The sequence below is a fragment of the Ruegeria sp. AL3 genome (genome assembly GCF_056536065.1).
Map to the genome: position 1 here is coordinate 907,494 of NZ_JBQFJG010000002.1, position 22,402 is coordinate 929,895.

Here is a 22,402-nt window from a genome sequence, read left to right on the forward strand (position 1 = left end):
TTACTGGCAGGCGTAAGAGACGCCATTTGCCGCGTCAATTTTACGAATGACGTCCCAGAATTCCTGATAGGTCATCTCGAGGAATTGGCCTTCGTTCGATTTTGAGAACTCCGCCTCCAGTGTCGTGCCTTCCCATTCGAAACTAAAAAACGCATTGCGGATTTTTTCCTGCAACTCGGGCGTCAGGTTGTAAACGGTGCCAAACCCTGTGGTCGGGAAGGTCTGCGACTTGTAGATCGTAACGACATCATCTTCCTTGATCACATCGCGCGAGATCATCCGGGATTTTACCGAATTCGCGATGGATGCCGCCAGGTAATCCTTGTTGGCGACACCCAGGATCGAGTTGTCGTGCTTGCCCGAGTAGACAGGTTCGAAATCGCGTTCGGGCAGAAGATCAAAATCGCTTTTCAGGATCGCCGAGGGCGCTTTGAATCCCGAGTTGGATGTAGGCGATGTGAAAGCCAGTTGTTTCCCCTTGATGTCTTCGACCTTTTCGATGCCCGAACCTGGATAGGTGATGATCTCCATCTCGTAACCAAAATTTCCGTCCTTCGAAGCCATGATCGTGAAGGGGCGGAACCCGGCGCAGTTTACCGCCAGTGGGTTGGAACCGGTGTTGAAGCCTGCAATGTGCAAACGCCCCGAACGCATCGCCTCGATCTGGGCCGCGTTGTTTTGAACAGGGAAAAAGACGACGTCCTTGCCAGTTTCTGCTTTCAAATGGTCAAGAAAATCTGACCACGCGGTTTTGTATACGGCGGGGTCTTCAACCGGCGTATAGGCAAAAATCAAAGTGTCTGGATCTATCTGCTCGGAAGGATCTGTGGGGATATCCGCGATCAAATCCCCGTCGGCATCACAAAAACGCTCGTCCAAGTCACCGCGTGGACAATCCTGCGCCGACGCCGTTCCACTTATCGACATGAGCGCGATTGCAGATGCCCCAAGCAATAGTTTGATATCGATCTTCATGTTTTCCTCCCAGTCAAGTGCGGTGCTTTTTATCCGCTGTTAATCAGTCATTTCATATCTACCCGGCGACGAGAACGTCGACCCGGGCGCTTTCAATGGCGTTATGCAATTCTCCTGTTGGTTTTTTGTCGGTGATTATCGAATCCAGGTCGTCAAGGTCCCCTACTTGAGACAGGCCTTTCCGGCCGAATTTCCCGGAATCGACAAGAAGGTGCCGTTTCTCGGCTCGCGACAGCATTGCCCTCTTTATTGCCGCAAAGCCGCGCACTGTTTCTGAAGGTCCATCGGTCGAAAACCCCGAGGAACCGATCATGCACCTGTCGACGTTGAAACGGGACAGAAACTCCAGCGTCTCGGTTCCGATCGTTGCAGACTCGGTTGCCAAGTATTCCCCCGGGCATAACAGCACTTGTGCAGCCCCATGGCCAAGGGTCATGGCTACGGGAATGGAATTGGTGATTACGGTGCAAGGTGTGCCAATATAAGCCAGTGCGCGTGCCATTTCGATTGTGGTCGAGCCGGAATCGATCATGACCGTTTCACCGCTCTGGATCACTTCTGCCGCTGTGGCGCCAATTCGTTCACGCTCCTCAACCTGAGCGTTTGTTCGCTCATCCAGACCCGGATAGTGCCCTTGCGCGGCGGCCGATGCCCCCCCGTGTGCCCGCGCTATCAAGCCATCATTCGACAGAGCATCGAAGTCTCTGCGTACCGTCTCGGTGGAGACGTTGAACCGCTGCGCCAGTTCGTTGATGCGAACGTGCGGGCGCAGCTTCAGTTCCAGCAATATCTGCTGGCGCCGGTCGGATTTCTTTACCCGGCTGTGGTTCTTTTCAGACATTTTGCCGCGCGTTTTAGTTTTGGACATCCGACGACCCGACTAGGTTTCGAAATCCACTTTTGTGGGCTTTCGGTCATAATGCAATATTTTTTGTTGCATAACCCTCGGAAGGTTGTGAGAATTCGAGCGAACACAAGTATTTCGAAGCGCAAAGCAAAGATGCACAGGCTGATCAAATTCAGAATACGAGCCAAGGCAAAGCGTTGACCGGCCAACTTGCCAATGAGACTGCTTCCTTTTGGTTCTTGATCGTGTGGCATTGAGAGGCGGCATGAGCGACAGCGAAACGGCAGATCAGATTGCGGCGCTTCCGATGCGCTGGGACAAGGCTGGCAAGTTGCGCGTTCTTATGGTCACTTCGCGGGATACCGGCCGGTGGGTTATCCCGAAAGGATGGCTGATGGACGGCAAAAAACCATGGCAAGCCGCTGAAATCGAAGCGCAAGAAGAAGCAGGCGCCGTCGGCACCATATCGAAACGGCCAATCGGTCATTTTTTCTATGATAAACGATACGAGGGGCAAAGCAGCGTTCGCTGCCGCGTCACCCTTTATCCGATGGTCGTCGAAAAGCTGAAGCGACGCTGGAAGGAAAAAGGTGAACGTACGCGTCACTGGTTTTCACCGGCAAAGGCCGCAAAGTTGGTTCAAGAAAGCGACCTGTCAGATTTGCTGAACAATCTGACAGACAATCCAGAAGTCAAAATTGTCATAAAGAAACTTCGACAGGCTGCATGAGGAAGGGCATGAAAGAACCGGGAAACCCGGACGCATCAAGCTCAAAGGGAGGAAGAAAATGAGGAAATTGATATCCACCACGGTTGGATCGGTGATCGCCCTGGCTGCGTCACTGTCGGCGGCACAGGCCGACAAACTGACATTTTATTGTTCGGCGCAAGAAGACTGGTGCCAACTGATGGCGCGCAGCTTTGAAGATGCGACGGGCATCGACGTCAACATGACCCGGAAGTCGTCAGGGGAAACCTTTGCACAAATACGCGCCGAAAGCTCGAATCCGAAAGGGGACGTTTGGTGGGGCGGTACGGGTGATCCGCATTTGCAGGCCGCCGAAGAGGGCCTGACGATGGAATACATTTCGCCAATGCGCGATCAGCTTCATGATTGGGCGATATCCCAGGCAGAAAGCGCGGGTAACAGAACGATCGGCATCTATTCGGGCGCACTTGGCTACGGCTACAATGCCGATCTTATCGCTGCAAACAACCTGCCCGAACCGGCCTGTTGGAAAGACCTGCTGAAGCCCGAATACAAGGGCCACGTTCAGATGGCGAATCCGAACTCATCAGGTACGGCCTACACCACGCTGGCGTCGATGGTGCAGATCTTCGGCGAGGATGAAGGCTTTGAGTTCATGAAGGGCCTGCATTCCAACATCAATCAGTACACCAAATCCGGATCGGCGCCGATCAAGGCCGCCGGTCGTGGCGAGAACACAATTGGTATCGTCTTCATGCATGACGCCGTGAAACAGGCCGTTTCCGGGTTCCCGATCAAGGTCGTCGCGCCATGCGAAGGTACGGGATACGAGATTGGCTCGATGTCGATTATTGACGGAGCCCGCAACGAAGAAGAAGCGAAGAAGTTCTATGATTGGGCTCTTTCGCCCGAAGCTCAGAACCTTGCTTTGCAGGTCAACGCGTTCCAGGTGCCATCGAACAAGAACGCAAAAACTTCGGAGAGCGCGCCAGACATGAGTCAGATCAAGCTGATTGACTATGACTTCAAAAAGTATGGGTCCTCGGACGAACGGAAGCGTCTGTTGCAGAAATGGGACGAAGAAGTTTCGACTCTGCCGCAGTAAATGACTGACCGGACTTCAAAAACGACCCATCCGGTTCTGATCTTTTGGATCACGGCCGGGTGGGTCGGATTCTGCCTGTTGCCTTGGTATATGGTCGACGGTGGCCTTTGGTCGTTCGAGTGGCTTTTGGACGGCTATCCATTCGATGAGGATTACGCCCCCGCTGCGTTTCTGATTGGGCAGGGTGAAAAACTTTGGCTCGCGCCGCTTTTGATCGCACTGGCCCTGCCGCTTCTGGTGTTGAAGCGCACCAAATCTGATCCAGTTTACGCCCGCATACTGATCCTGTCAGGGGCGCTTGGCTTTGGCTGGCTGATCGCTCAGGGGTTCAGCATTGGCATCAGAGGTTTCAACTTTCATTGGTTGGAGGCGATGTTTGGCGAGCTTGGCGACCGTCAGTTCGGCATGGGCTATGGCGCGATGATTTGCGCCTCGAGCTTTCTGTTCCTGCTTACTCAGGGGATTGCGGCAAGGGGTGCCATTAACGGTGACGTCTTTGTCGTAAGCGCCATCGGAGGCGTTATTACAATTGTCACCGTGTTTGTCTTTTTTCCCATCGCGAAGATGCTTTTCGCTGCATTCATCACCGAAGACGGCGCGTATTCCATCGCGGTCTTCTTCTCGAAGTTTTTCGATGATCGACTGTGGGGTCTGGGGTGTTTTCAGGGCGCGCGTTGTGGCGCCGCCTGGAATTCACTGTTCCTTGCCATCCTCGTTGGCGTCATCACCACGGTCCTGGGTCTTTGCTTTGCACTTGTCGTGACGCGCTCAGGCTTTCGCTACAAGCGCGCGCTGCGGGCTCTGACCGTTCTGCCAATAATCACCCCGCCATTCGTGATCGGCCTGGCGCTGATCCTGCTTTTTGGCCTGTCCGGCTCTGTCACCCGGTTCTTTGCCGAACTGTTCGGCACGCAACCAACACGCTGGCTGTATGGAATGCCGGGCATCCTGATTGCGCAGACACTCGCGTTTACACCAATTGCGTTTCTTGTTCTGATTGGTGTGGTTGAAGGCGTCTCTCCGTCGATGGAAGAAGCGGCGCAAACGCTCCGCGCCAGCAGATGGCAGACATTCAAGACGGTTTCCTTGCCCCTGATGCGGCCTGGTCTTGCGAACGCATTTCTTCTGGGCTTCATCGAAAGCATGGCCGATTTCGGAAATCCGCTTGTATTGGGCGGGAATTTCGACGTGCTTTCGACCGAGATATTCTTTGCCATCGTCGGCGCTCAGTACGATCAAGGCAGGGCTGCGGTTCTGGCCATGGTGCTGCTGTTCTTTACTCTTTCCGCCTTTTACGCGCAGCGTGTCTGGCTGGGGAAGAAAAGCTACACAACCGTCACCGGCAAAGGGGATGCCGGCGTCCATCCACTGATGCCCACTGGCCTTTCTGTTCCGGTACTGCTCGTCGCTCTGGGTTGGGCGCTGTTCACAATTGTTGTCTACGCGATGATCATTTACGGCAGTGTTGTCGAGCTGTGGGGCGTCGATAACTCGCTGACGATCAAACACTATATCACTGCATTCTCGGTCCGCTTCGAAGAAGAGGGTATTCGCTGGACCGGGGCAGCTTGGGACAGTTTCTGGACCACCATAACCATCGCGGCCATTGCTGCCCCGTTGACTGCCGCCGTTGGCCTAGTGACCGCCTATCTGCTGACAAGACAAAGTTTTGCAGGCAAAAACGCTTTCGAATTTGGAACAATGCTGTCCTTCGCCATCCCCGGGACAGTGATCGGCGTCAGCTACATCCTGGCCTTCAACGTTCCGCCGATTGAAATCACGGGTACGGGTGTCATTCTCGTGGTCAGCTTCATCTTCCGCAATATGCCGGTCGGCGTTCGTGCGGGGATCGCGAGCATGTCGCAGCTTGACCGCAGCCTTGATGAATCCTCGCTGACCCTTGGTGCGAACTCGTGGCAGACGTTCCGAAACATCATTCTGCCGCTGTTGCGCCCTGCGATACTTGCCGCGCTTGTATACAGCTTTGTGCGCGCCATGACGGCGATCTCGGCTGTCATCTTTCTGGTCAGTGCAGAATATGACATGGCGACCAGCTACATCATCGGTCGGGTCGAGAACAACGACTATGGCCTTGCGATCGCCTATTCGACGACGCTGATCTTCGTGATGCTCGCGGCGGTCGGCTTATTGCAACTTCTCGTCGGTCGGGTCCAAATTGGCCGACGCACGCAGCACGGAACGGAGACATCGCCATGACCGACACCAAAATCGGTTCCAAGGCTGCCCCAGTACGCTTTGAGAACGTGTCGAAAGTGTTCGGCAAGGATGTCGTCGCTGTCGACAACATCAACCTGAACGTCGAGGCGGGAAAGCTCGTCACACTGCTTGGCCCGTCAGGCTGTGGGAAAACAACGACTCTGCGCATGATTGCCGGGTTGGAAATGGCAAGCTCGGGCAAGATCCTGATCGGAGATCGGGACGTGACCAAATTGCCTGCCACCGACCGTGACGTATCCATGGTGTTCCAGTCATACGCGCTTTTCCCTCACATGAGCGTGCTGGAAAACGTGATGTATGGCCTCACCTTCTCGGGTTTTGCAAAGGATGAAGCCCGCAGCCGCGCTCTGAATGGATTGGAACTTGTTGGTCTTCAGGGGTTCGACAACCGTCTTCCCTCTGAACTGTCGGGGGGTCAACAACAGCGTGTTGCAGTCGCCCGCGCGCTGGTTCTTGAGCCGCAGGTTCTGCTGTTCGACGAGCCGTTGTCCAACCTCGATGCCAAGCTTCGCCGTCAGGTGCGAGAGGATATTCGGGCAATCCAGCAAGAACTTGGTTTGACAGTTGTCTACGTGACCCACGATCAGGAAGAGGCACTGGCGGTCTCGGATGAGATTGTCGTCATGCGCAACGCAGCAATCGCCCAAATGGGCACACCCCGCCAGCTTTACGACGCCCCGAACGACCGATTTGTTGCCGATTTCATAGGCGAGGCAAATCTTTTGGAGTGCCAAATCGTCGAAATCAACGGCGACGCGGCAACGATAGAAATAGAAGGTTACCGCCACACGCTACCACGTCGCGGATTGTCCGAAGGACCTGCAACCATCGCTGTGCGCCCCTCGCGTCTGGTCATCGGTTCAGACCAAGGCATCCCAGCCACGGTGGCCAAGGCGACCTATGTTGGCGTTCGGATGGAATATACGCTGACCGGTGCATTCGGTCAGGTTTTTGCTGTACACGATGACGTCGATACGCCGCTTGATCCCGGCACAAAAACCAAAATGGGCTTTGCTGACAAAGGCCCCGTTCTTTTGCCGGATTAAATGCCGAAACTCATTATCATCTCGCACCCCGAGGTCTCTGTCGATCCGGCCGTCCCGATAACTGAGTGGGGATTGAACGCTGTGGGCCGCAAACGCGCTACCGAATTTGCATCCAGTGAAGTCTTTTCCAACGTGATGCAGATATGGACCAGTGGCGAGCGGAAGGCCCGCGAAACAGGTGAGATTCTTGCTGCACCACAAGCGTTACCCGTGAATTGCAACTGGGGTCTTGGTGAGAACGACCGCAGCGCAACCGGTTACTTGCCTCGGGACGATTTCGAGGCCGCCGCCGATGCTTTCTTTGCGCAGCCGGATACGAGCTATCGCGGTTGGGAAACAGCTGTCGAGGCGCAGAGACGCATTCATCGCGCAGTAACAGAGATAATCCAGACGCATGATGCCGGGGATCTTGCAATCACGACACACGGGGCAGTAGGCACATTGCTTTGGTGCGCACTTTCGGATTGTTCGATAGACCGCAAGTATGACCAGCCCTCACAAGGCCATTTCTGGCAGGCTGATCTAGCGACACTCAAACCTGATTCAGGTTGGGTCTCTTTGACTTAGACGTTAAGCGCTCCATGCGTTCTCTGCGATCTCACGTAACGTCTCGAACACATCTGGCGTGCCTGCGATCACGCGCCCACCGTCTCGGATCATCGCATCGGCGTTCTGATCCTCGACAACGCCGCCCGCTTCCGCGACCAGCAATTGCCCAGCCAGACAATCCCAAGCATTCATGTGTTCCTCGACGTAACCCAAAAGGCGTCCGGCAGCGACGTAGGCCAACGAAAGCGCTCCGCTGGCATTTCTGTGAAACATCGCCCCGTGCTCGATCAGATTCTCGATCACGGGTAAAACATGACGGCTTTCAATCCGGTTCGAGTATCCTACGGCCACAGTTCCGTCGCGCAAAGGCACTCCTGAAGCGACCCGTATCGGTGATCCGTTAAGTGTCGCTGTTTCTCCGCGCGTTGCGACAAAAGTCTCATCCACGCTTGGATCATGGATCACGCCAATCTCCGTTTGGCCGTTGGTGACACCAGCCAGAACAATGGTCCACGCTGGAATACCGTTCACGAAATTCGTGGTTCCATCAATTGGGTCAATAACCCAGTCAAAGCCACTCTCTCCCGCTACCGCGCCATGTTCTTCACCGTAAATGCCATCTTTGGGCCAAGCCTCCGAGATCTTTTGACGAATGAAGGTTTCGACGCTCCTGTCCGCCTCGCTGACCCAGTCCTGAGCGCCTTTTTGATCAACGACAAGATTGACCCGATCTGCAAAGAACTTTTTGGCCATTACCCCAGCCTGCTCGCAGATTTCGGTGGCAAAGTCTCTGCGGTCTGAAAGTCGAGACATAGGAGCTCCTTTTTCGGTTGGAGAGTTGCCCAGCAACATTGCAGGCGAGCCAAGGCCAGGCAAGACAGATAGTCTTTTTGTTTATTTCAGGGGCATTGTTGACTCCGCAAACTTTCAGTTGCTGGTGTATTCCATCTCCCTCGCGCCCAGAGTGCCGGAGCAGGGGATTCTACCGATCAACTATGCTCAAGTAAGACACTCTGCGCCGGTTTCCAGGTTGCGAAGAGGTTTGCTGGCTTTCCGTTTGACGTGGACTTGAAGCGCTTGAACCGTCGAAACATTCAAAAAGCGCAAGAATCTTGAGGTGTTGAAATCAAGGTGAGACGAGACTCAGTCGCTCGATCTCACTCTTACGTACTCCGACATCCGAAGACTGTGAGCGATACCTGAACTGCGACTCCTATTGCCTTTAAGGGTAGGGGGCTCGGCCCATTTCTTCCATCATCTTTTCCCGGAACACCTCGGCGGGCGTCTTCCAGCCCAGGCATTTTCTGGGCGTCGCATTGAGGCGGTCACTGATCACCTTCAAGTATGATCAGTGAGGGCCATAATGTCCCGCTTCCTTGGCGGCCATCTTTGAACGCGGCGGTTGGTGTTTTCGTCCGTGCTTTTCTGCAAGGGTGAGGACGGCTTGCAAAACCAAGTCTGCGTTCCGATCTCGGCCTGCAAATTGGGCCACGAGACAAACTCGGTGCCGCGATCGAAGGTGATGGATTTCCGTACCAGATGGGGCAGGTTGCCCACCGCCTTCATGATCTTGCCCATCACGGGCCTCGTGCGCTTGTTCGGGTTCTTCAGCAGCACCGTAAACCGGCTGACGCGTTCGACCAGTGACGTGACATTTGACTAGCCAAGAGCCTGTTTGAACAGCATCAAATCTCCCTCCCAGTGACCGTACTGACGTCGATGCGCCACGTCATCCGGGCGAAACAGGATGCTGACATCACAGTCAAACTTGGGGGGCTGGCGCCTTCTGGCGCGGCGTGGCCGACGAAACATTCGATGCTCGTGCAGATACCACCAGAGCTCCTCGGCCATGCCTTCTCCGGAATTGATGTAGCGGTAGATCGTTTCCTGACAGACGCGTAGCTTTGCGCCTTCATAGATCATTCGGTTGCCGATCTGCTCAGGCGTCCAGCCATTCTTTAGCCGCTCGACGACACGCTTGCGCAACTCGGGATGGCGGATCAGTTTACGTTGCCGGACGCGCCGATCCGCAGCTTTCCGATGCGCAGACGCGCCGTAGTAGCTATCGCATTTCGGCAGACAAGGATCCGAGAAGAAGTTTCGCTTGATCTCTCGATGGATGGTGGCTTTCGAGCAGTTCAACACACGTGCCATCTCTCGAACAGGAACTTCCGCCTGCCTCCAGCGCTCAATTCTACGGCGCTCTTCGATGCTGAGTTGCAAATACACTGTCCTCACGCCATGACCTCCTCATTCGATAACCCATTGGTTTCTAATAGGCGTCGCACTTGGAAGTAGCGCGCACCCGGGCGCAATTATAATTCGTATAATGATGATTATGGTAAATTCATATGGTGCGGGTGGAGGGACTTGAACCCCCACGCCTTGCGGCGCCAGAACCTAAATCTGGTGCGTCTACCAATTTCGCCACACCCGCAACCAAGCGCGTTTGCGCTGGAATGAAGCGGTCAATAACAAAGCTTGCATCGGAGTGCGAGAGGGAAAATTCGAGGAATAGAAAGTTTGTGACTTGCCGGGCTGCCTGGTTGAAAACCGCAACCTGTTTTCGGCCTGGTTGATACCGCAAGCAACGCAACGGTCGCGAAACCAGAGGCGTCTGAAACCCTACCTGCAACCGGTTTGCAAGCAGCTATATGACGCTGCTTTTCGACCTTTGGTTCTCAGGTTGACGCCTGGCACAATCAAGCCATTAAAAACGCGCTAACGTTGAATAGACGCCAGAACTACAAGTCGGAACTTGTGCCGCCAGACTTGATGGAGAATCAAGGCACAACGGACCAGAGTTGATGCAGTCTAATCCGGAAAACTGTCGCAGACTGTGTTACTGGATCTGACAAGGAACATGGTTACATCCTCCAGATCCGGTGTTTTCGGTAAAGCAACGAAACATAAATATCTGTTTTTATTCGAAAGTATAAAATCAAAAGGTTTTCGACCTTCAAATCTTTCGAATGCACCTGAAAAGACGTCACCTTCGCGTCATTTGGCTGCGCCGACTATGCATACATACAAGCTTGCCGGACGTTTCTCGGTCTGATCTGCCTCATCGAGATACTCGCGTCGGTTGAGGCATTCTTATGAGAGATCGACCACATTGCCGCCACAATTCAACCGCTAAAAAATCTTATTCGCGCCAAAATAACACCGCCTTGAAGGTACTTGTTGTTTATCAGGAGTTAATGAGTCTTTTTGCCACTTTGGCGCCGGTACGAGTTTTTTTGCTCAACTCCAATACAAGGCTTTCTGCTGTGACCGATTTGAATCCCTCCGCTGCCGCCGAGCAAGAAGCCGTCTTCTTCGCTCGTGAGAGTTTCCTTGGTGAGCTCAAAACTCTGAATCGCGACCATCCGAATACAGGCTTTGGCATTTCGCTTCGAACGCATTCCGGTGAACATTACCTGCTTGCGAACGCACGCATGCCGTTGCCCGCCGCAAAATCCGAAGGTTTCCCGACCGGGCGCCGTGTTGCGTGCCTCAAGAACGGCGACCGCTTCAGCTCGATCGAAGTTCTGGCAGATTCCAAATCGTACGAGACCATTACACCTCGGGCCGAAGCTGAAATTCTGGGCAATGCATTGGACCTGATCGCGCGGATCGACACTCTGACAAGCATTCCGGCGGGGCGTGTCGCGCACGAACCCGAAATTGCTGCAACGGGAACCGGAGGTTAAGTATGGCGCGCAACGATCACCTTTTGTCTGTGGGCAACGAAGCACTGGCACCGATGACGGCGACCATGGCTTCACTGACGGCTCAGATTGATCAACTGACTGAGGTGGCTGATGCGCGCTCCTCGGCACGGCTGGCGACCCTCAAGACCCGGATGGAGAACTTTACCGCTAGTGTCACGATGGTGGGCCAGGTCAAGGCCGGAAAATCCTCGATCGTCAATATTCTTGCCGGGCACCCCGGCCTGCTTCCGTCAGACGTCAACCCTTGGACGTCGGTGGTTACGACGTTGAACATCAACACGCGCCCGCCCGGTGACACAAAGGCCAAGTTCACGTTCTTCGAGCAGGAAGAATGGGACAACCTGATGGTCGGTGGCGGTCGTCTTGGCGAATTGGCCAATCGCGCCGGCGCAGATGACGAGATGGAAGACATCCGCCGCCAGATTGGTGAGATGAAGGCCAAGTCAGAGGAACGTCTTGGCAAACATTTCGACCTGATCCTGGGTCAAAGCCATCAGTATGATCATTTCGATGAGGAACTGATTCAGCGTTATGTCTGCCTGGGCGATGAAGACGATCCCGATATTGATCCCAAAACGGGCCGGTTTGCAGATGTCACCAAATCAGCCGAGCTGTATATGGACATTCCGCAATACCCCATCGCACTGAAACTGTGCGACACACCGGGTGTGAACGATACGTTCATGGTGCGCGAACAAATCACTCTGCGCAGCCTGCGCGGATCCGAAGTCTGCGTTGTGGTATTGGCGGCAAGCCAGGCCCTGACGACAATGGACATGGCCCTGATGCGCATTATCGCGCAGTTCGAGAACCGGCAGATCATCCTGTTCGTCAACCGGATCGACGAGCTGTCCGATCCTGTGAGCCAGGTGCCAGAGATCCGTGACCGCATTCAGGACACGCTGAAACAGAACAATATCGACACAAATACCAGCGTCGTTTTTGGCAGTGCGCTGTGGGCCGAAGCGGCGTTGACCGGGAACCCGGATATTCTGACAGAAGAGTCGCGCCAGGCTTTGAATACGTTCTACCTGGCCGCCGGTTTCGGTGATCAGGCGGCCTCGCTCGATAAAATCTGGGCGCTGTCCGGTCTGCCCGATCTGCTACTGGCCATGAATGAGCGCATTGCAGAAGGTGCCGGAGCGCGACTGATGGACCGCGTCCGCCATCGGGCGCGAAACATTGCCAGTCAGATCCGCGCGACTGCGGTTGCCAGGAATCTTTCCGAAGGTGAAGGCGTTGCACGGGATCTTGACGGCGTATCGCCCGAAGAGGCGGTTAACACGGTGTCAGCCGAATACGAAAAGAAAGTCGCCGAGTTGACAAATGCGCTGCGCGACAAGGTGTTGGAGCGTCTGAAGTCAGCCGAGGACAATTTCGTCAAACGCGCGACGGACTCTCTGATCGCGCATCTTGAAAAAAATGGCGAACAAGGCACATGGCAATACGATCCAGCAGGTTTGCGGACGTTGCAAAAAGCTGCGTATTTCAGTTTCGCCCGCGCCATGCGAAAAGATGCCGGGGCGTTGTACGCAACCGCTGCTGCGGATGTTGAAGCGCTTTATCATAAGATACTCGGCAACCATCTGGGCGAATTCAGCATCGAAGCGCCCATTGTTCCCCGTGTTCCACCGCCTCTCGGCATCGGCCGGACGATCGCACTGGACTTGCAAAGCACCTGGTGGCGACGTTGGTGGCAACGCCGAAAGGGGTTTGAGGCATATGCGGCGGATTACACGCGGTTGATCGCGTCCGAGGCAAATTCGATCACCAAGGATATCGAGGAAAACCAGATCGCGGCGGTTCTGGAAAACGTTCGCGCGATCCTGACGGATTTCCTGCGCGAGCAGAAGGAAACTCTGCTGAGCATCTCGTCTTCTGCCGACAAGAACCCGGGTCAGACTGCGGCGGCGATGGCGGGCTTGCAGCCACAGAAATCCAAGGACGAGATTCTGGGTGACATACTGAAAGATCTAAGCAACGAAGCGGCATAAGTAGAAAAATGGCAAAAGATACACAAACACGCTTTGTTTCTCCGAAGGCATGGGAACGCATCGAGCAGTGGTCCCGTCGCAAACCGGTTTTCGCCCTGATGGGCGAGTTCAGCGCCGGCAAATCCACGTTGATGAACTTTTTGCTGCGAACGCAGACCTTGCCGACGCAGGTGACGGCAACCCAGTTGCCACCGGTCTGGTTTAGCTGGGGCAATCAGGCGCCCTATATCAAACGCCATGACGGAAGTACTGAACTGATCGAACTGGATCAGCTTGAAACCGTTGGCGTCAATGACGCACAGTTCATCCGCATCTTCCTTGAGGCCGATATTCTGGAAGCTGTCGACCTGATTGACACACCCGGCATTTCGGACCCCAAGATCTCGACGGATGTGTGGCAACGCGCGGTGGGTCAGGCAAACGGCGTTTTGTGGTGTACCCACGCGACACAAGCCTGGCGCGAAACCGAACGCGCGACATGGGTTTCCCTACCCGAGAGGTTGCAACACAACTCTTTGCTTTTGGTGACGCGGGCAGATGCCCTGAGCCTCAAAGACCGTCAAAAAGTACTGCGCCGCGTTAACCGCGAAGCTGGTCACCTGTTCAATCGGTCCATTTTGTTTTCGGCCCGCGACGCAATCACGGCCCGGGACAAAACAGGCGATGCCGAGATGTGGTCGCGCAGCGGCGGCGGCAAGATGATCGACAGTTTCCTGGAGATCACGGAACAGATTATGGACAACCGTGCCGATCAGCTGGCTCGATACCAGATCGACAAGAGCCAAGCCGACGCACCCAAAGTCAAACCTTTGCGCCCTGCCCGTTCATCAAACGAGCCGACAGCCAAAGACGAAGCCACACCCTTGAGGTTGGTGAACCCGTTGGAGGCCGCCGGGCAATCGAACGCTGTAGGCGAAACAGTTGTAACCAGCTTCCCGGTACGACCTGCCCGGGTCGAGCGGCGCTCGGATGAGGCCGAGCGGGTTCGGATCGATGCCGAAGAGGCTGAACGGCTGCGCGCAGAGATGACATCAGAGCCGGTTCCGCTGCCCGTTGAACCCGACACAAGCGATGATCTGCGTTCCTTTTTCAAAGACACCTCGAACGACCCGCTGGAATTGACGAATGTCGCGGGCCTTGAGGATGACGAAGACGAATTCGAGCTGTCCGTTGACGCCGATCTGGAGGACGCATTGGATGACGACACGGGCGCTCTGGATGTTGCGGAAATCAGCCCCGCACCTCTTGCGGCTGTTGACAATTCCGATGACGTGCTTGCCTCGCTGAACACTTCGATGCGAGAGACCCCGATCGTGCCGGATGGCGCAGAAGAGGAATCCGAGCAGGCCGATTTGGCTGAAGATCGCGGCATAGAAGTTTCTGTATCCTCGATTACGGCATTGATGGCCGCGCAAACCGGCAACACTGCGGATGAGTATGAGCCGGAACCCGAAACCAGCGGTTTGATCGAAGCTGCCACCACCGAACAGGTTGACGCAGTCGAAAGAAGTGTTGCCACGCTGGGTGACCTGCCCGAAGTTGCGGTCGGATCGCCTCTCAGCGCGTCGGATATGTGGCACGAGGTTTCAAGAAATGAAGACTTGCCGCAGGATGCAGCAGGGCTGAAGAACGTATTCAAGGCCTTTCTGGCCGAGTTCGATCAGATCGCCATTGAACACAACGAAAGGCAAACCAAAGAGGCACTTCGATCCATTCCGAAAGCCAAAGAAAACAGCGGTGCTGAATGGCATGTGTTGTAAGGGTGTCCGAATCGAAGTAATGAGAAACTCATAAATGAAAACAATGGATTAGATGTCTATTCAAACCGCACTGAACTCCGCCATGGAAACGATACCCGACTGTATAGCAGCCGGGTATATCGACATGGAGACGGGGATGCTTTTGGGCAGCTCTGTTTCTGATTCCGACTGCGCGGATTCGTTGGATGTTTTGGCGGTGGCTGTGGCCAATCTGTTTCAGGGGCGCGGGGTTGCAGCCTTTGAAGCGCTTTTGCGCCAGGCTGGCAGTGCGGACGAAGAAAACGCTGGCTTCGGGGAAGTCGCCGTTTTTTCCAAGGACAGGCTGAACATCTTTCTGCGGACCAAGGAATATCCTGATCATGTGGTCTGCTATATCTGTCGCAACAGTGCGAATGTCGGACTGGCGCTTACCAAATCACATCTCAGTCTGGGGCCGGTCGCGGCTGCGGTTTGAACGGGACCAGAGGGGGTCACGGCATGATGGACACGGACATTCTCGAGCTGCTTGAAGATATCAGGCGGACCTCGGTCGCACGGCTGTCTCCGACCGTGCGGATCGCTGGGGAAACAGCGGCCGCGCGCCGTTCTGCGGTATTGCGGGCAATCCGTGGCACAGTATTGCCGCGCCGGTTGGAATTTACCGCCGCAAACGGGGATTGTCTGGCAATCGAGGTGAACAGCTCCCGGATCACGGATGTTTTCAAGGTTCCGGCAGGTGAGGTTCCTGACTTTGAAACGGAATCACGCGCCGAACTGATCGAGAAACTGGCCGGATTGGTCTCCGGCATCTCCGGTTCGCCTGCTCCGCTTGAACTGACGTCGGGCAGACCGGACACAGCGCTTGAAGTGGATGACGTGGGTATCACCTTCAGTGAAATCGAGAAAGCCTGCGCTGCCATTGAGCTTCCGTCCGAGCCGATTGTTTCCGTCGTCCCGAGTGCTGAGAAACCTGTTGATGACTTTCCATCCGCCGAGGCAACACCCGATGCAGCGGAAACACTTGCCCAACGTTTTTTTGAAGCGTCGAGCCGCTTTGCCTCGGGTCGTGTGTTCGTGGACAATTCGGACGAAGCCGCACCTCTTTTGGAAGGCGTTTGCAAGCCATCTGAGCCGACGCATCCCGACCAGGACACGCTGGCCCGTTTTGTGGCTGATCTTGCCGGCTGGGATGGCGACTCTCAGCATGAGAGTGAAGACCCGCAACTGATTGTCATGCGGCCATCGGGCGGGAAAGGGGCTGGTCTGGCCGTCTTGAGTGACCAAGGTCAGATCGCGGTCGCCATCCACGAAGCTCGCAAACTGGGGGCGGTCGTCAACCTGTGGACCTCTTTGCAGGAGGCCGAGAAATGATTGCCTCCGTTGAATTCAAATTTTCGACTACTTCAATCTGTTTATTATTGTAATCAGGGTAATGAGTAATGAGTGAAACACATCGCCGCGAACTTATTCGCATAGCAGAAGAAATGAACGGGGCAAGCAATGATGAAACGCGCCAATTCATTTCGCGCATCATTGGTGATCTTAGCAATCTGAAACCGTCAATTGCGTTTGTCGGGCAAATCAAGGCTGGAAAATCGCGTCTGATCAACGGCTTCACCGGTCAGGCAGAGTATTTGCCGTCGGATGTAAACCCCTGGACAACTGTTATAACCGACATGCATTTCGGGCACCCTTCCCGCAGAACCCAAGGTGCCGAATTCCACTTCTTCGACAATTACCAATGGCAATCGCTGATCGCCGAAGGTGAAGAACTGCGCAACATGTTTCCCGATGACGAGGACAGCTATAAGCGCGAGATGATCGAAGAACAGGTCGAGGCCATGAAGGTCCGGGCGCGTCGGCGTCTGGGTGACAGCTATGAACAGCTGCTGGGCCAACAGCACGATCTGGACGAACTGACGTCAGATGACCTCGCCAGATATGTCTGTGCCGGGGATGATCCGTCCGAGGACGGGGCTTTGGACCCCGGAAGCGATCGCGGCCTTTACAGCGACATCACTCGCAAGGCCGAGGTTTATTTTGACTTGGGCCATTTTCCGTTTCCACTGACGGTCACCGACACGCCCGGTGTAAATGACCCCCTGCTGATCCGTGAAGAAATTTCACGACAGTATCTGAAGGAATCCGATTTCTTTGTGGTGGTTCTGTCCGCGCATCAGGCATTGTCGCGCGCGGATCTGAAACTGTTCCGGTTGATGCAAGCGCTGGAACTCGGGCAGATCGTCGTCTTCATCAACCGTGTGGATGAACTGGGCGGCGGGGCCGAAGACGCGGCCAAGGTTCGTCTGGATGTATTGGAGGGGTTGGAAAAGGCGCTCGGCAACTCGAACATCGATGTCCTGATGGGCAGCGCGCAATGGGCGCACTATGCTCTGACCGGTGATGAAACCGGAGTGAACCACGACCACGTTCTGGCATGGCTGCGCGCCCACCCGGAACAGATGCAGCAATATCTCAACGGTGTGGCCGAGATCAAACAAGGCCCGGGACCGATCAGCCGCGAAGCGGTTCTGCGCTTTGCCGCAATGATTGCGTCCGGCCTGCCCGATCTGCGCCGTCATGTCACTCAGGCTTTGACGGACGGACCGATCAACGAACAGTTGCGTATGGCCTGGCAACATCTCGACAGCTTCGCACGCGGGGAGCTTGAGCGCTCTCAGGTTCGTTTGCGGGCGCTGCAAGATGAAGACGGCTTGGATGTCCGAAATACCGATGAAAGCGACAAGACACTTGGCGACCTGCGGAAACTGATTGCTGAAAAAACGCAAGAGATCACGCGTGACATGGATGATGTCCTGTCGAATCTGCGCGGGGTCATGGATGACACTGTCTCGGAATCGGTGGCTATCGTTGTGCGCGGGCCGGACGGCCAGTCGCCTCTGCTGGCAAAAGGCGGAGAGACCGAGCTTAATTTTACGCCATTGCGCGAGCGTATGCGTGAACTGGTACAGGGGGCATCGCAAGTTGTTCGGCAGCGCATGCTCAGCGAGCTTTACGCGATCGACATGCATTGCAATGCCGCCTTGCGGGCATTGCCGGGATGGCAAGAGCCGGTCGACAATCGCATGAACACCAGTGCTGTACGTTGGTTCCGGCCGGACACCACCGCCCTGACCCGTGGCATTACCGTTGAATTGCGTGTAAACTGGCTGTCGCGTCTGATCTCGCGCAATAGCGTTGTGGCGCGTGCAGAACGGCTGATCGTGCAGGAGTTCGAGCTGATCGGGGATGACCTGATCGACACGACCCGCGACGATCTGTTGGAACGGCTGAATACGGTTCTGGACCACTATATGGCCCTTCTGGCCGGTCATCTTGAGCACCGTTCCAACTCAGGAGAACTGAACGCCCAGGCGGAAGCGCAAGGTGCCTTCGACAAAGCACGTCGCATTGCAGCTGAGCTGGAGACGGTTTTTGGAACACCCGATGCGGATGAAAGACAAGCAGAGGCTGCGGAATGATTGAATTTCCCGGAACTGAAAAGGAAGTACGCCAACTGGAGCGCTTCCTGACCGCAACTGAACACCTGACGCCTGACGAGGCGTTGGAGGATATGCGTGCGCGGGCTCTGTCCCACGCTGAACGTCTGTCAAACGCGGTCAATATCGGTTTCGCCGGGGAATTCGGCGCAGGCAAGTCAAGTCTGGCGAACATGCTGGCTGGCGCGGACATTCTGCCAACCGGCCCGCAGCATCTGAAATTGCCGCTTGTGATCGTCGCATACGCGGATGCGCCCGAAACGACTGTCGGTTGGTGGAACAGGGAACCAAAGACATACTCCGGCATAGTGCTGGAAAAAGCGGCCCAGGAAGAGCCCGATTTCATATCGGTCGGTATCAATACTCCGGCCCTCAAGGAAATATCGCTGTTTGATCTTCCGGGCTCGGGTGCTCTGGATGATACCTACAAGCCGACTTTGGATCTGCTGAAATTCGTCGATTGTGCCATCTGGTGCACAAATGGAACCAATGCCTGGCGCGAGACCGAGCGTCACTTGTGGTCTCAGGTGCCCCCGGAGCTTCGGGCCAACAGCCTGCTCGCCGTAACACATGCTGATCTGCCACCGGTGCAGGGTGCCCTGGAGCGCGTCCTTGCGCGTCTGAACAAGGAAAAAGAAGGAATGTTCCGCGCCGTTGTCCCAATTGGTACGCCGGTCGCCGTGCGTGCCATGGCGCAGGAGCCAGAGCCCGACTTTGCGCTTTGGGAAACCTGCGGCGGGCAGAACCTTGCGGAACACGTGCTGGAAGCGGCATCCGACCGGCGCCGCGGCGATCTCGAGGCTGCGCGGAAAGATTTGCAGCAGGACTTCCTGCCCTATCTTGAGGCGCTGAAGGGCGCAGAGCCAGAGCCTGTTTCGAATGATACCGCATCAATGCAGTCAACGCTTGGGTCTGCCCTGCCCCCGTTGAACAACCCCATTCTCGAGGACTGGCTGGCCGCAATAGCAAGCATCTATGAAGATCTACGTGAAACCTCTGATATCGAACCGGCCGCGTTTCTGAGCAGCTGTCAGGAGATCGTCGAAGATTTTGCGGAACGGCTGGAACAAGGTGGCGAAATCGACCCCGAAGCTGATTGGATTCCCGCTGAATTTGAAAAGGCGACAGATTTGCTTCTGTTGCTGCAATTCGAAAGCGGGGACGCACCATTGAAGGACGCAATCAGCATTCTGGCGCAGCTGGGCGACAACCTTGCATGGGCTGGCAGCACGGTCGCAGCGGCGCAGCCGAAAACCGGAACCTGACGCTTTCCCGTCAAGATTGAGCTGCATTGCAGCGATTCGAAGGGCCGAGGAATCGGCCCTTTATTGTTTCGAATTCGTGGACCAACACGCTTGATTTCGGGTTTAAGTTTTCAATCAGCCCATACTCATTGTCTATATATAGATCCGCATATACCATTAGGCACAACATATGCTATCTCGCGAAAAACGATCCATAGTGAAGCCATCAGGCGGCCCCAATAAAGTCAAATTTGAAACGTCTAACCGTTCTCAAGTGTCCTGCGGTTGTTTTTGGTTGTGAGTTCGTGGGCTGTCGGCCCGGTTTTTCTAAGCCGCAAAATGAATAGAACGGGCGGATTGAAATGAGCCACAACCAGGCTGTCGGCGCGACGCACGACGAACCGAAAATTGAAGGATTGCAGCCAGGCGCAAAGCTGTTGCGCGGGCAGTATGAAATCCTCCGCTATCTCAGCAACGGCGGATTTGGGATCACTTACCTGGCGCGCGACAGCCTGGAGCGCGACGTCGTGATCAAAGAGTGCTTCCCCGGAGCGCTGTGCCGCCGCAACGGTGATCTGGTCGAACCAAACGACCCGTCCTTCAAGGACGACCTGCGCTCGATCATTGACCTCTTTATTCAGGAGGCACGCAATCATGCGCGTCTGGTACATCCCAATATCGTAGATGTGCATCAGGTGTTCGAAGACAATGACACTGCATATATCGCAATGGATCTCATCCGTGGGTGCGACCTGCTGGATTACGTGGAAAACCCGGAGAATGACGGCGGCCCTGATTTCATCGTTCAGGTCACCGAAAAAATGTTGTCCGCGGTGTCTTTCATTCACCAGAGCGGCATGTTGCATCGGGACATTTCGCCGGACAACATTCTGATTGATGAAAACGGAGACCCCGTCCTGATCGATTTTGGCGCCGCACGCGAGCAAGCGGCGAACAAATCGGCAGCATTGCTGACACTGCGCGTGATCAAGGATGGATACTCTCCGCACGAATTCTATGTGCGGGGCGCGGATCAAGGGCCCAGCAGCGACCTTTATGTTCTGGCCGCCACGCTTTATCACGCCATCAGCGGTGAACGCCCCATCGACGGCCAGAGCCGCCTGAACGCGTTCAACAACGGGCAGGATGACCCCTACACGCCATTGACCGGTCGTTTCGAAGGATACCCAGACGGGTTCCTCGAGGCGATTGACAAGGCGATGGAAGTTCACGCCACGGATCGTCTTCAATCTGCATTGGATTGGTTGCGCATGTTCCGCGGCCCTGGTGTCATGTTTGACACATTCGCCTATCGTCCCGTGTCCGTGATTGTCGGCATGGATCGCAAAGACAAAGAGGAAGAAAAGGCCCGGATCAAGGCCGAAAGCGAGAACGCCGAAGCCGTAGTTACGGCCCTGCTGGCCGGAAACTCGGACATCGTTCTTGGCAACGAAGACAAAAAAGATGGCGATCTGGCCAAAATCTCAAAGAAAGAGGAAACCCCGGTCGCTGTCGATACAGTGGTTCAGAGCGGGTCCGGCGGCAGCGGCAAGCTGATTGCAGGCGCGGCTGTTGTTGCAGTTGCGTTGGCTGCAGGTGGTTTCTTTGTGATGTCCGGCGACAAGACAGAAGACCAGGCAGAAACACCGGTCGCGCAGCCCATGGCAGACATACAGTCCGCTGAGACAGAGGCGCCCGTTACCGATCCTTCTGTCACAGAGGCCACCGATCCCGAACCCGAAGTGGTCGTTGCACCCGAACCCAAACCGGAAGAGCCTGTCGAGCAGGCACAACCAGTACCTGCGGAGCCAGCTGCCACAGAAACAGCCTCCGTAGACACTGAACGTTCCGAAATTCCGGCACAGTCGGAAGAAGTGACTGATATTGCAGCAGTGTCTGAGATCGAGACGCCTGCGACTGATGCAATCGCTAACGCCGGTGTTCCGGCGGAACAGCAGGTGGCGTTTGCGCATTGGGATGTCGATATCCCCTTCCAGATATCCCGCCGCCGCGGCTCGACCGGAGCCACCATTGCAGTTACGGGCGTGGACGCCAATCAGGACATGAGCGTGATCGGCGATTGGGTACAGCGTGGCGCTGTCATCTATACCCTGAATGGCAGCCCGGTCCGCCAGGATGTACCTTTTGCGGCGCAGGTTCTGGATAACCTGAAGGTTGATGCCGATGGGTACACAAGGGTTGCTGCCCGCTATCGCCCGCTGGGTCAGACCCGGGCGCAAAATGGTTTGTTGGCCCTTCCCGCCATACGATCCGTTGGTTTAGAAAATGGTTACACCTTTACCGTGAGCGCCGATGGCAATAGCGGATGGCAAACCACGGTGAACGCAGTTCCGGCTGACGCGGCAGTAAGCCTGCAAAAAGACGATGTCCTTCTGAATGAAAGCCATTCCGGCATCACATTTGACGGCTCGGAAAGCCTTGATGAGATGCTGGCCGCACTCGTTTCAAGCGAGCAGCCTGAGGCAAATCTGACAGTGTTGCGCAATGGGGCCGAGACGGCCGCAATCATGCAACTTGCACAGGAGTAATCTGACCGGTTCGATAGTGATCTGCCAGTGTGTGTTTGCTGAGGGTGGTATCAAGGTGTGCCACCCTGGCGGGAACCGGCCCGCCGCAGAATGTATCAGTTCCCATGGGTATCCATTGAGTGGCTCTGCGCTGACGTGCAGGGAACAGTAGCAGCTTACGACGCGGCTTATCTGCGTCACTAACTTGAAGGTGT

16 protein-coding genes, 1 tRNA gene and 1 pseudogene are annotated in these 22,402 nt (G+C 55.4%); 13 read left to right on the plus strand and 5 right to left on the minus strand.

The window, feature by feature from the left end:
* Together phnD and ACR3E6_RS20540 are read right to left on the minus strand one after the other, a co-directional pair.
* On the minus strand, positions 1–975 hold the full coding sequence (phnD, locus tag ACR3E6_RS20535) for a phosphate/phosphite/phosphonate ABC transporter substrate-binding protein (protein ID WP_171636055.1): 975 nt from the start codon (positions 973–975) through the stop codon (positions 1–3).
* A gap of 58 nt (positions 976–1,033) precedes the next feature.
* Positions 1,034–1,816 (minus strand): DeoR/GlpR family DNA-binding transcription regulator, encoded by a 783-nt coding sequence (locus ACR3E6_RS20540; protein ID WP_480489099.1) that lies wholly within the window; start codon positions 1,814–1,816, stop codon positions 1,034–1,036.
* Positions 1,817–2,129: 313 nt separating this feature from the next.
* Between ACR3E6_RS20540 and ACR3E6_RS20545 the strand changes: the two genes are divergently transcribed.
* The 5 genes from ACR3E6_RS20545 to ACR3E6_RS20565 are packed head-to-tail and all read left to right on the plus strand — an operon-like array spanning position 2,130 to position 7,487.
* The gene (locus ACR3E6_RS20545) at positions 2,130–2,552 is read left to right on the plus strand and encodes an NUDIX hydrolase (RefSeq protein WP_253285020.1); all 423 of its coding nucleotides are present in this window, start codon (positions 2,130–2,132) and stop codon (positions 2,550–2,552) included.
* A gap of 58 nt (positions 2,553–2,610) precedes the next feature.
* Positions 2,611–3,636, plus strand: a complete 1,026-nt coding sequence (locus ACR3E6_RS20550; RefSeq protein WP_209833944.1) for an ABC transporter substrate-binding protein — start codon at positions 2,611–2,613, stop codon at positions 3,634–3,636.
* Positions 3,637–5,853: an ABC transporter permease gene (locus ACR3E6_RS20555; RefSeq protein ID WP_480489102.1), complete on the plus strand. Its 2,217-nt coding sequence runs from the start codon at positions 3,637–3,639 to the stop codon at positions 5,851–5,853.
* The gene (locus ACR3E6_RS20560; protein WP_171723761.1) at positions 5,850–6,920 is read left to right on the plus strand and encodes an ABC transporter ATP-binding protein; all 1,071 of its coding nucleotides are present in this window, start codon (positions 5,850–5,852) and stop codon (positions 6,918–6,920) included. Before ACR3E6_RS20555 ends, ACR3E6_RS20560 begins: the two co-directional genes overlap by 4 nt.
* Positions 6,921–7,487: a histidine phosphatase family protein gene (locus tag ACR3E6_RS20565; RefSeq protein ID WP_480489104.1), complete on the plus strand. Its 567-nt coding sequence runs from the start codon at positions 6,921–6,923 to the stop codon at positions 7,485–7,487. It begins immediately after the preceding gene.
* Between the two features lie 3 nt (positions 7,488–7,490).
* On the opposite strand, the gene ACR3E6_RS20570 is transcribed toward ACR3E6_RS20565, so the two are convergent.
* The 3 genes and pseudogenes from ACR3E6_RS20570 to ACR3E6_RS20580 form a co-directional block, all read right to left on the minus strand.
* Positions 7,491–8,282, minus strand: coding sequence for an inositol monophosphatase family protein (locus ACR3E6_RS20570; protein ID WP_171723763.1), 792 nt, complete (start codon positions 8,280–8,282; stop codon positions 7,491–7,493).
* Between the two features lie 409 nt (positions 8,283–8,691).
* Positions 8,692–9,707, minus strand: a pseudogene (locus ACR3E6_RS20575) (IS30 family transposase).
* A 114-nt stretch (positions 9,708–9,821) separates the two neighbouring features.
* Positions 9,822–9,906: transfer RNA gene (locus tag ACR3E6_RS20580), tRNA-Leu, on the minus strand.
* A 661-nt stretch (positions 9,907–10,567) separates the two neighbouring features.
* Between ACR3E6_RS20580 and ACR3E6_RS20585 the strand changes: the two genes are divergently transcribed.
* From ACR3E6_RS20585 to ACR3E6_RS20620, 8 genes are all read left to right on the plus strand, one after another.
* Positions 10,568–11,161, plus strand: a complete 594-nt coding sequence (locus ACR3E6_RS20585; protein ID WP_253283273.1) for a hypothetical protein — start codon at positions 10,568–10,570, stop codon at positions 11,159–11,161.
* A 2-nt stretch (positions 11,162–11,163) separates the two neighbouring features.
* Entirely contained in the window at positions 11,164–13,176 is a 2,013-nt protein-coding gene (locus ACR3E6_RS20590) for a dynamin family protein (RefSeq protein ID WP_171636071.1), read from the plus strand.
* An 8-nt stretch (positions 13,177–13,184) separates the two neighbouring features.
* A complete protein-coding gene (locus tag ACR3E6_RS20595) occupies positions 13,185–14,936 on the plus strand; it encodes a dynamin family protein (protein WP_480489107.1) in 1,752 nt (583 codons plus the stop codon).
* Between the two features lie 52 nt (positions 14,937–14,988).
* Entirely contained in the window at positions 14,989–15,390 is a 402-nt protein-coding gene (locus ACR3E6_RS20600; protein ID WP_171636075.1) for a hypothetical protein, read from the plus strand.
* 23 nt (positions 15,391–15,413) lie between these two features.
* Positions 15,414–16,286, plus strand: coding sequence for a hypothetical protein (locus ACR3E6_RS20605; protein ID WP_480489109.1), 873 nt, complete (start codon positions 15,414–15,416; stop codon positions 16,284–16,286).
* A 68-nt stretch (positions 16,287–16,354) separates the two neighbouring features.
* Positions 16,355–18,397: a dynamin family protein gene (locus ACR3E6_RS20610; RefSeq protein WP_171723765.1), complete on the plus strand. Its 2,043-nt coding sequence runs from the start codon at positions 16,355–16,357 to the stop codon at positions 18,395–18,397.
* Positions 18,394–19,680: a dynamin family protein gene (locus ACR3E6_RS20615; RefSeq protein WP_480489111.1), complete on the plus strand. Its 1,287-nt coding sequence runs from the start codon at positions 18,394–18,396 to the stop codon at positions 19,678–19,680. The genes ACR3E6_RS20610 and ACR3E6_RS20615 overlap by 4 nt, the downstream gene beginning before the upstream one ends.
* 341 nt (positions 19,681–20,021) lie before the next feature.
* Positions 20,022–22,208 carry a serine/threonine protein kinase gene (locus tag ACR3E6_RS20620; RefSeq protein ID WP_480489113.1) on the plus strand — a complete coding sequence of 729 codons (2,187 nt, stop codon included), beginning with the start codon at positions 20,022–20,024 and terminating at the stop codon, positions 22,206–22,208.
* Positions 22,209–22,402: the final 194 nt, after the last annotated feature.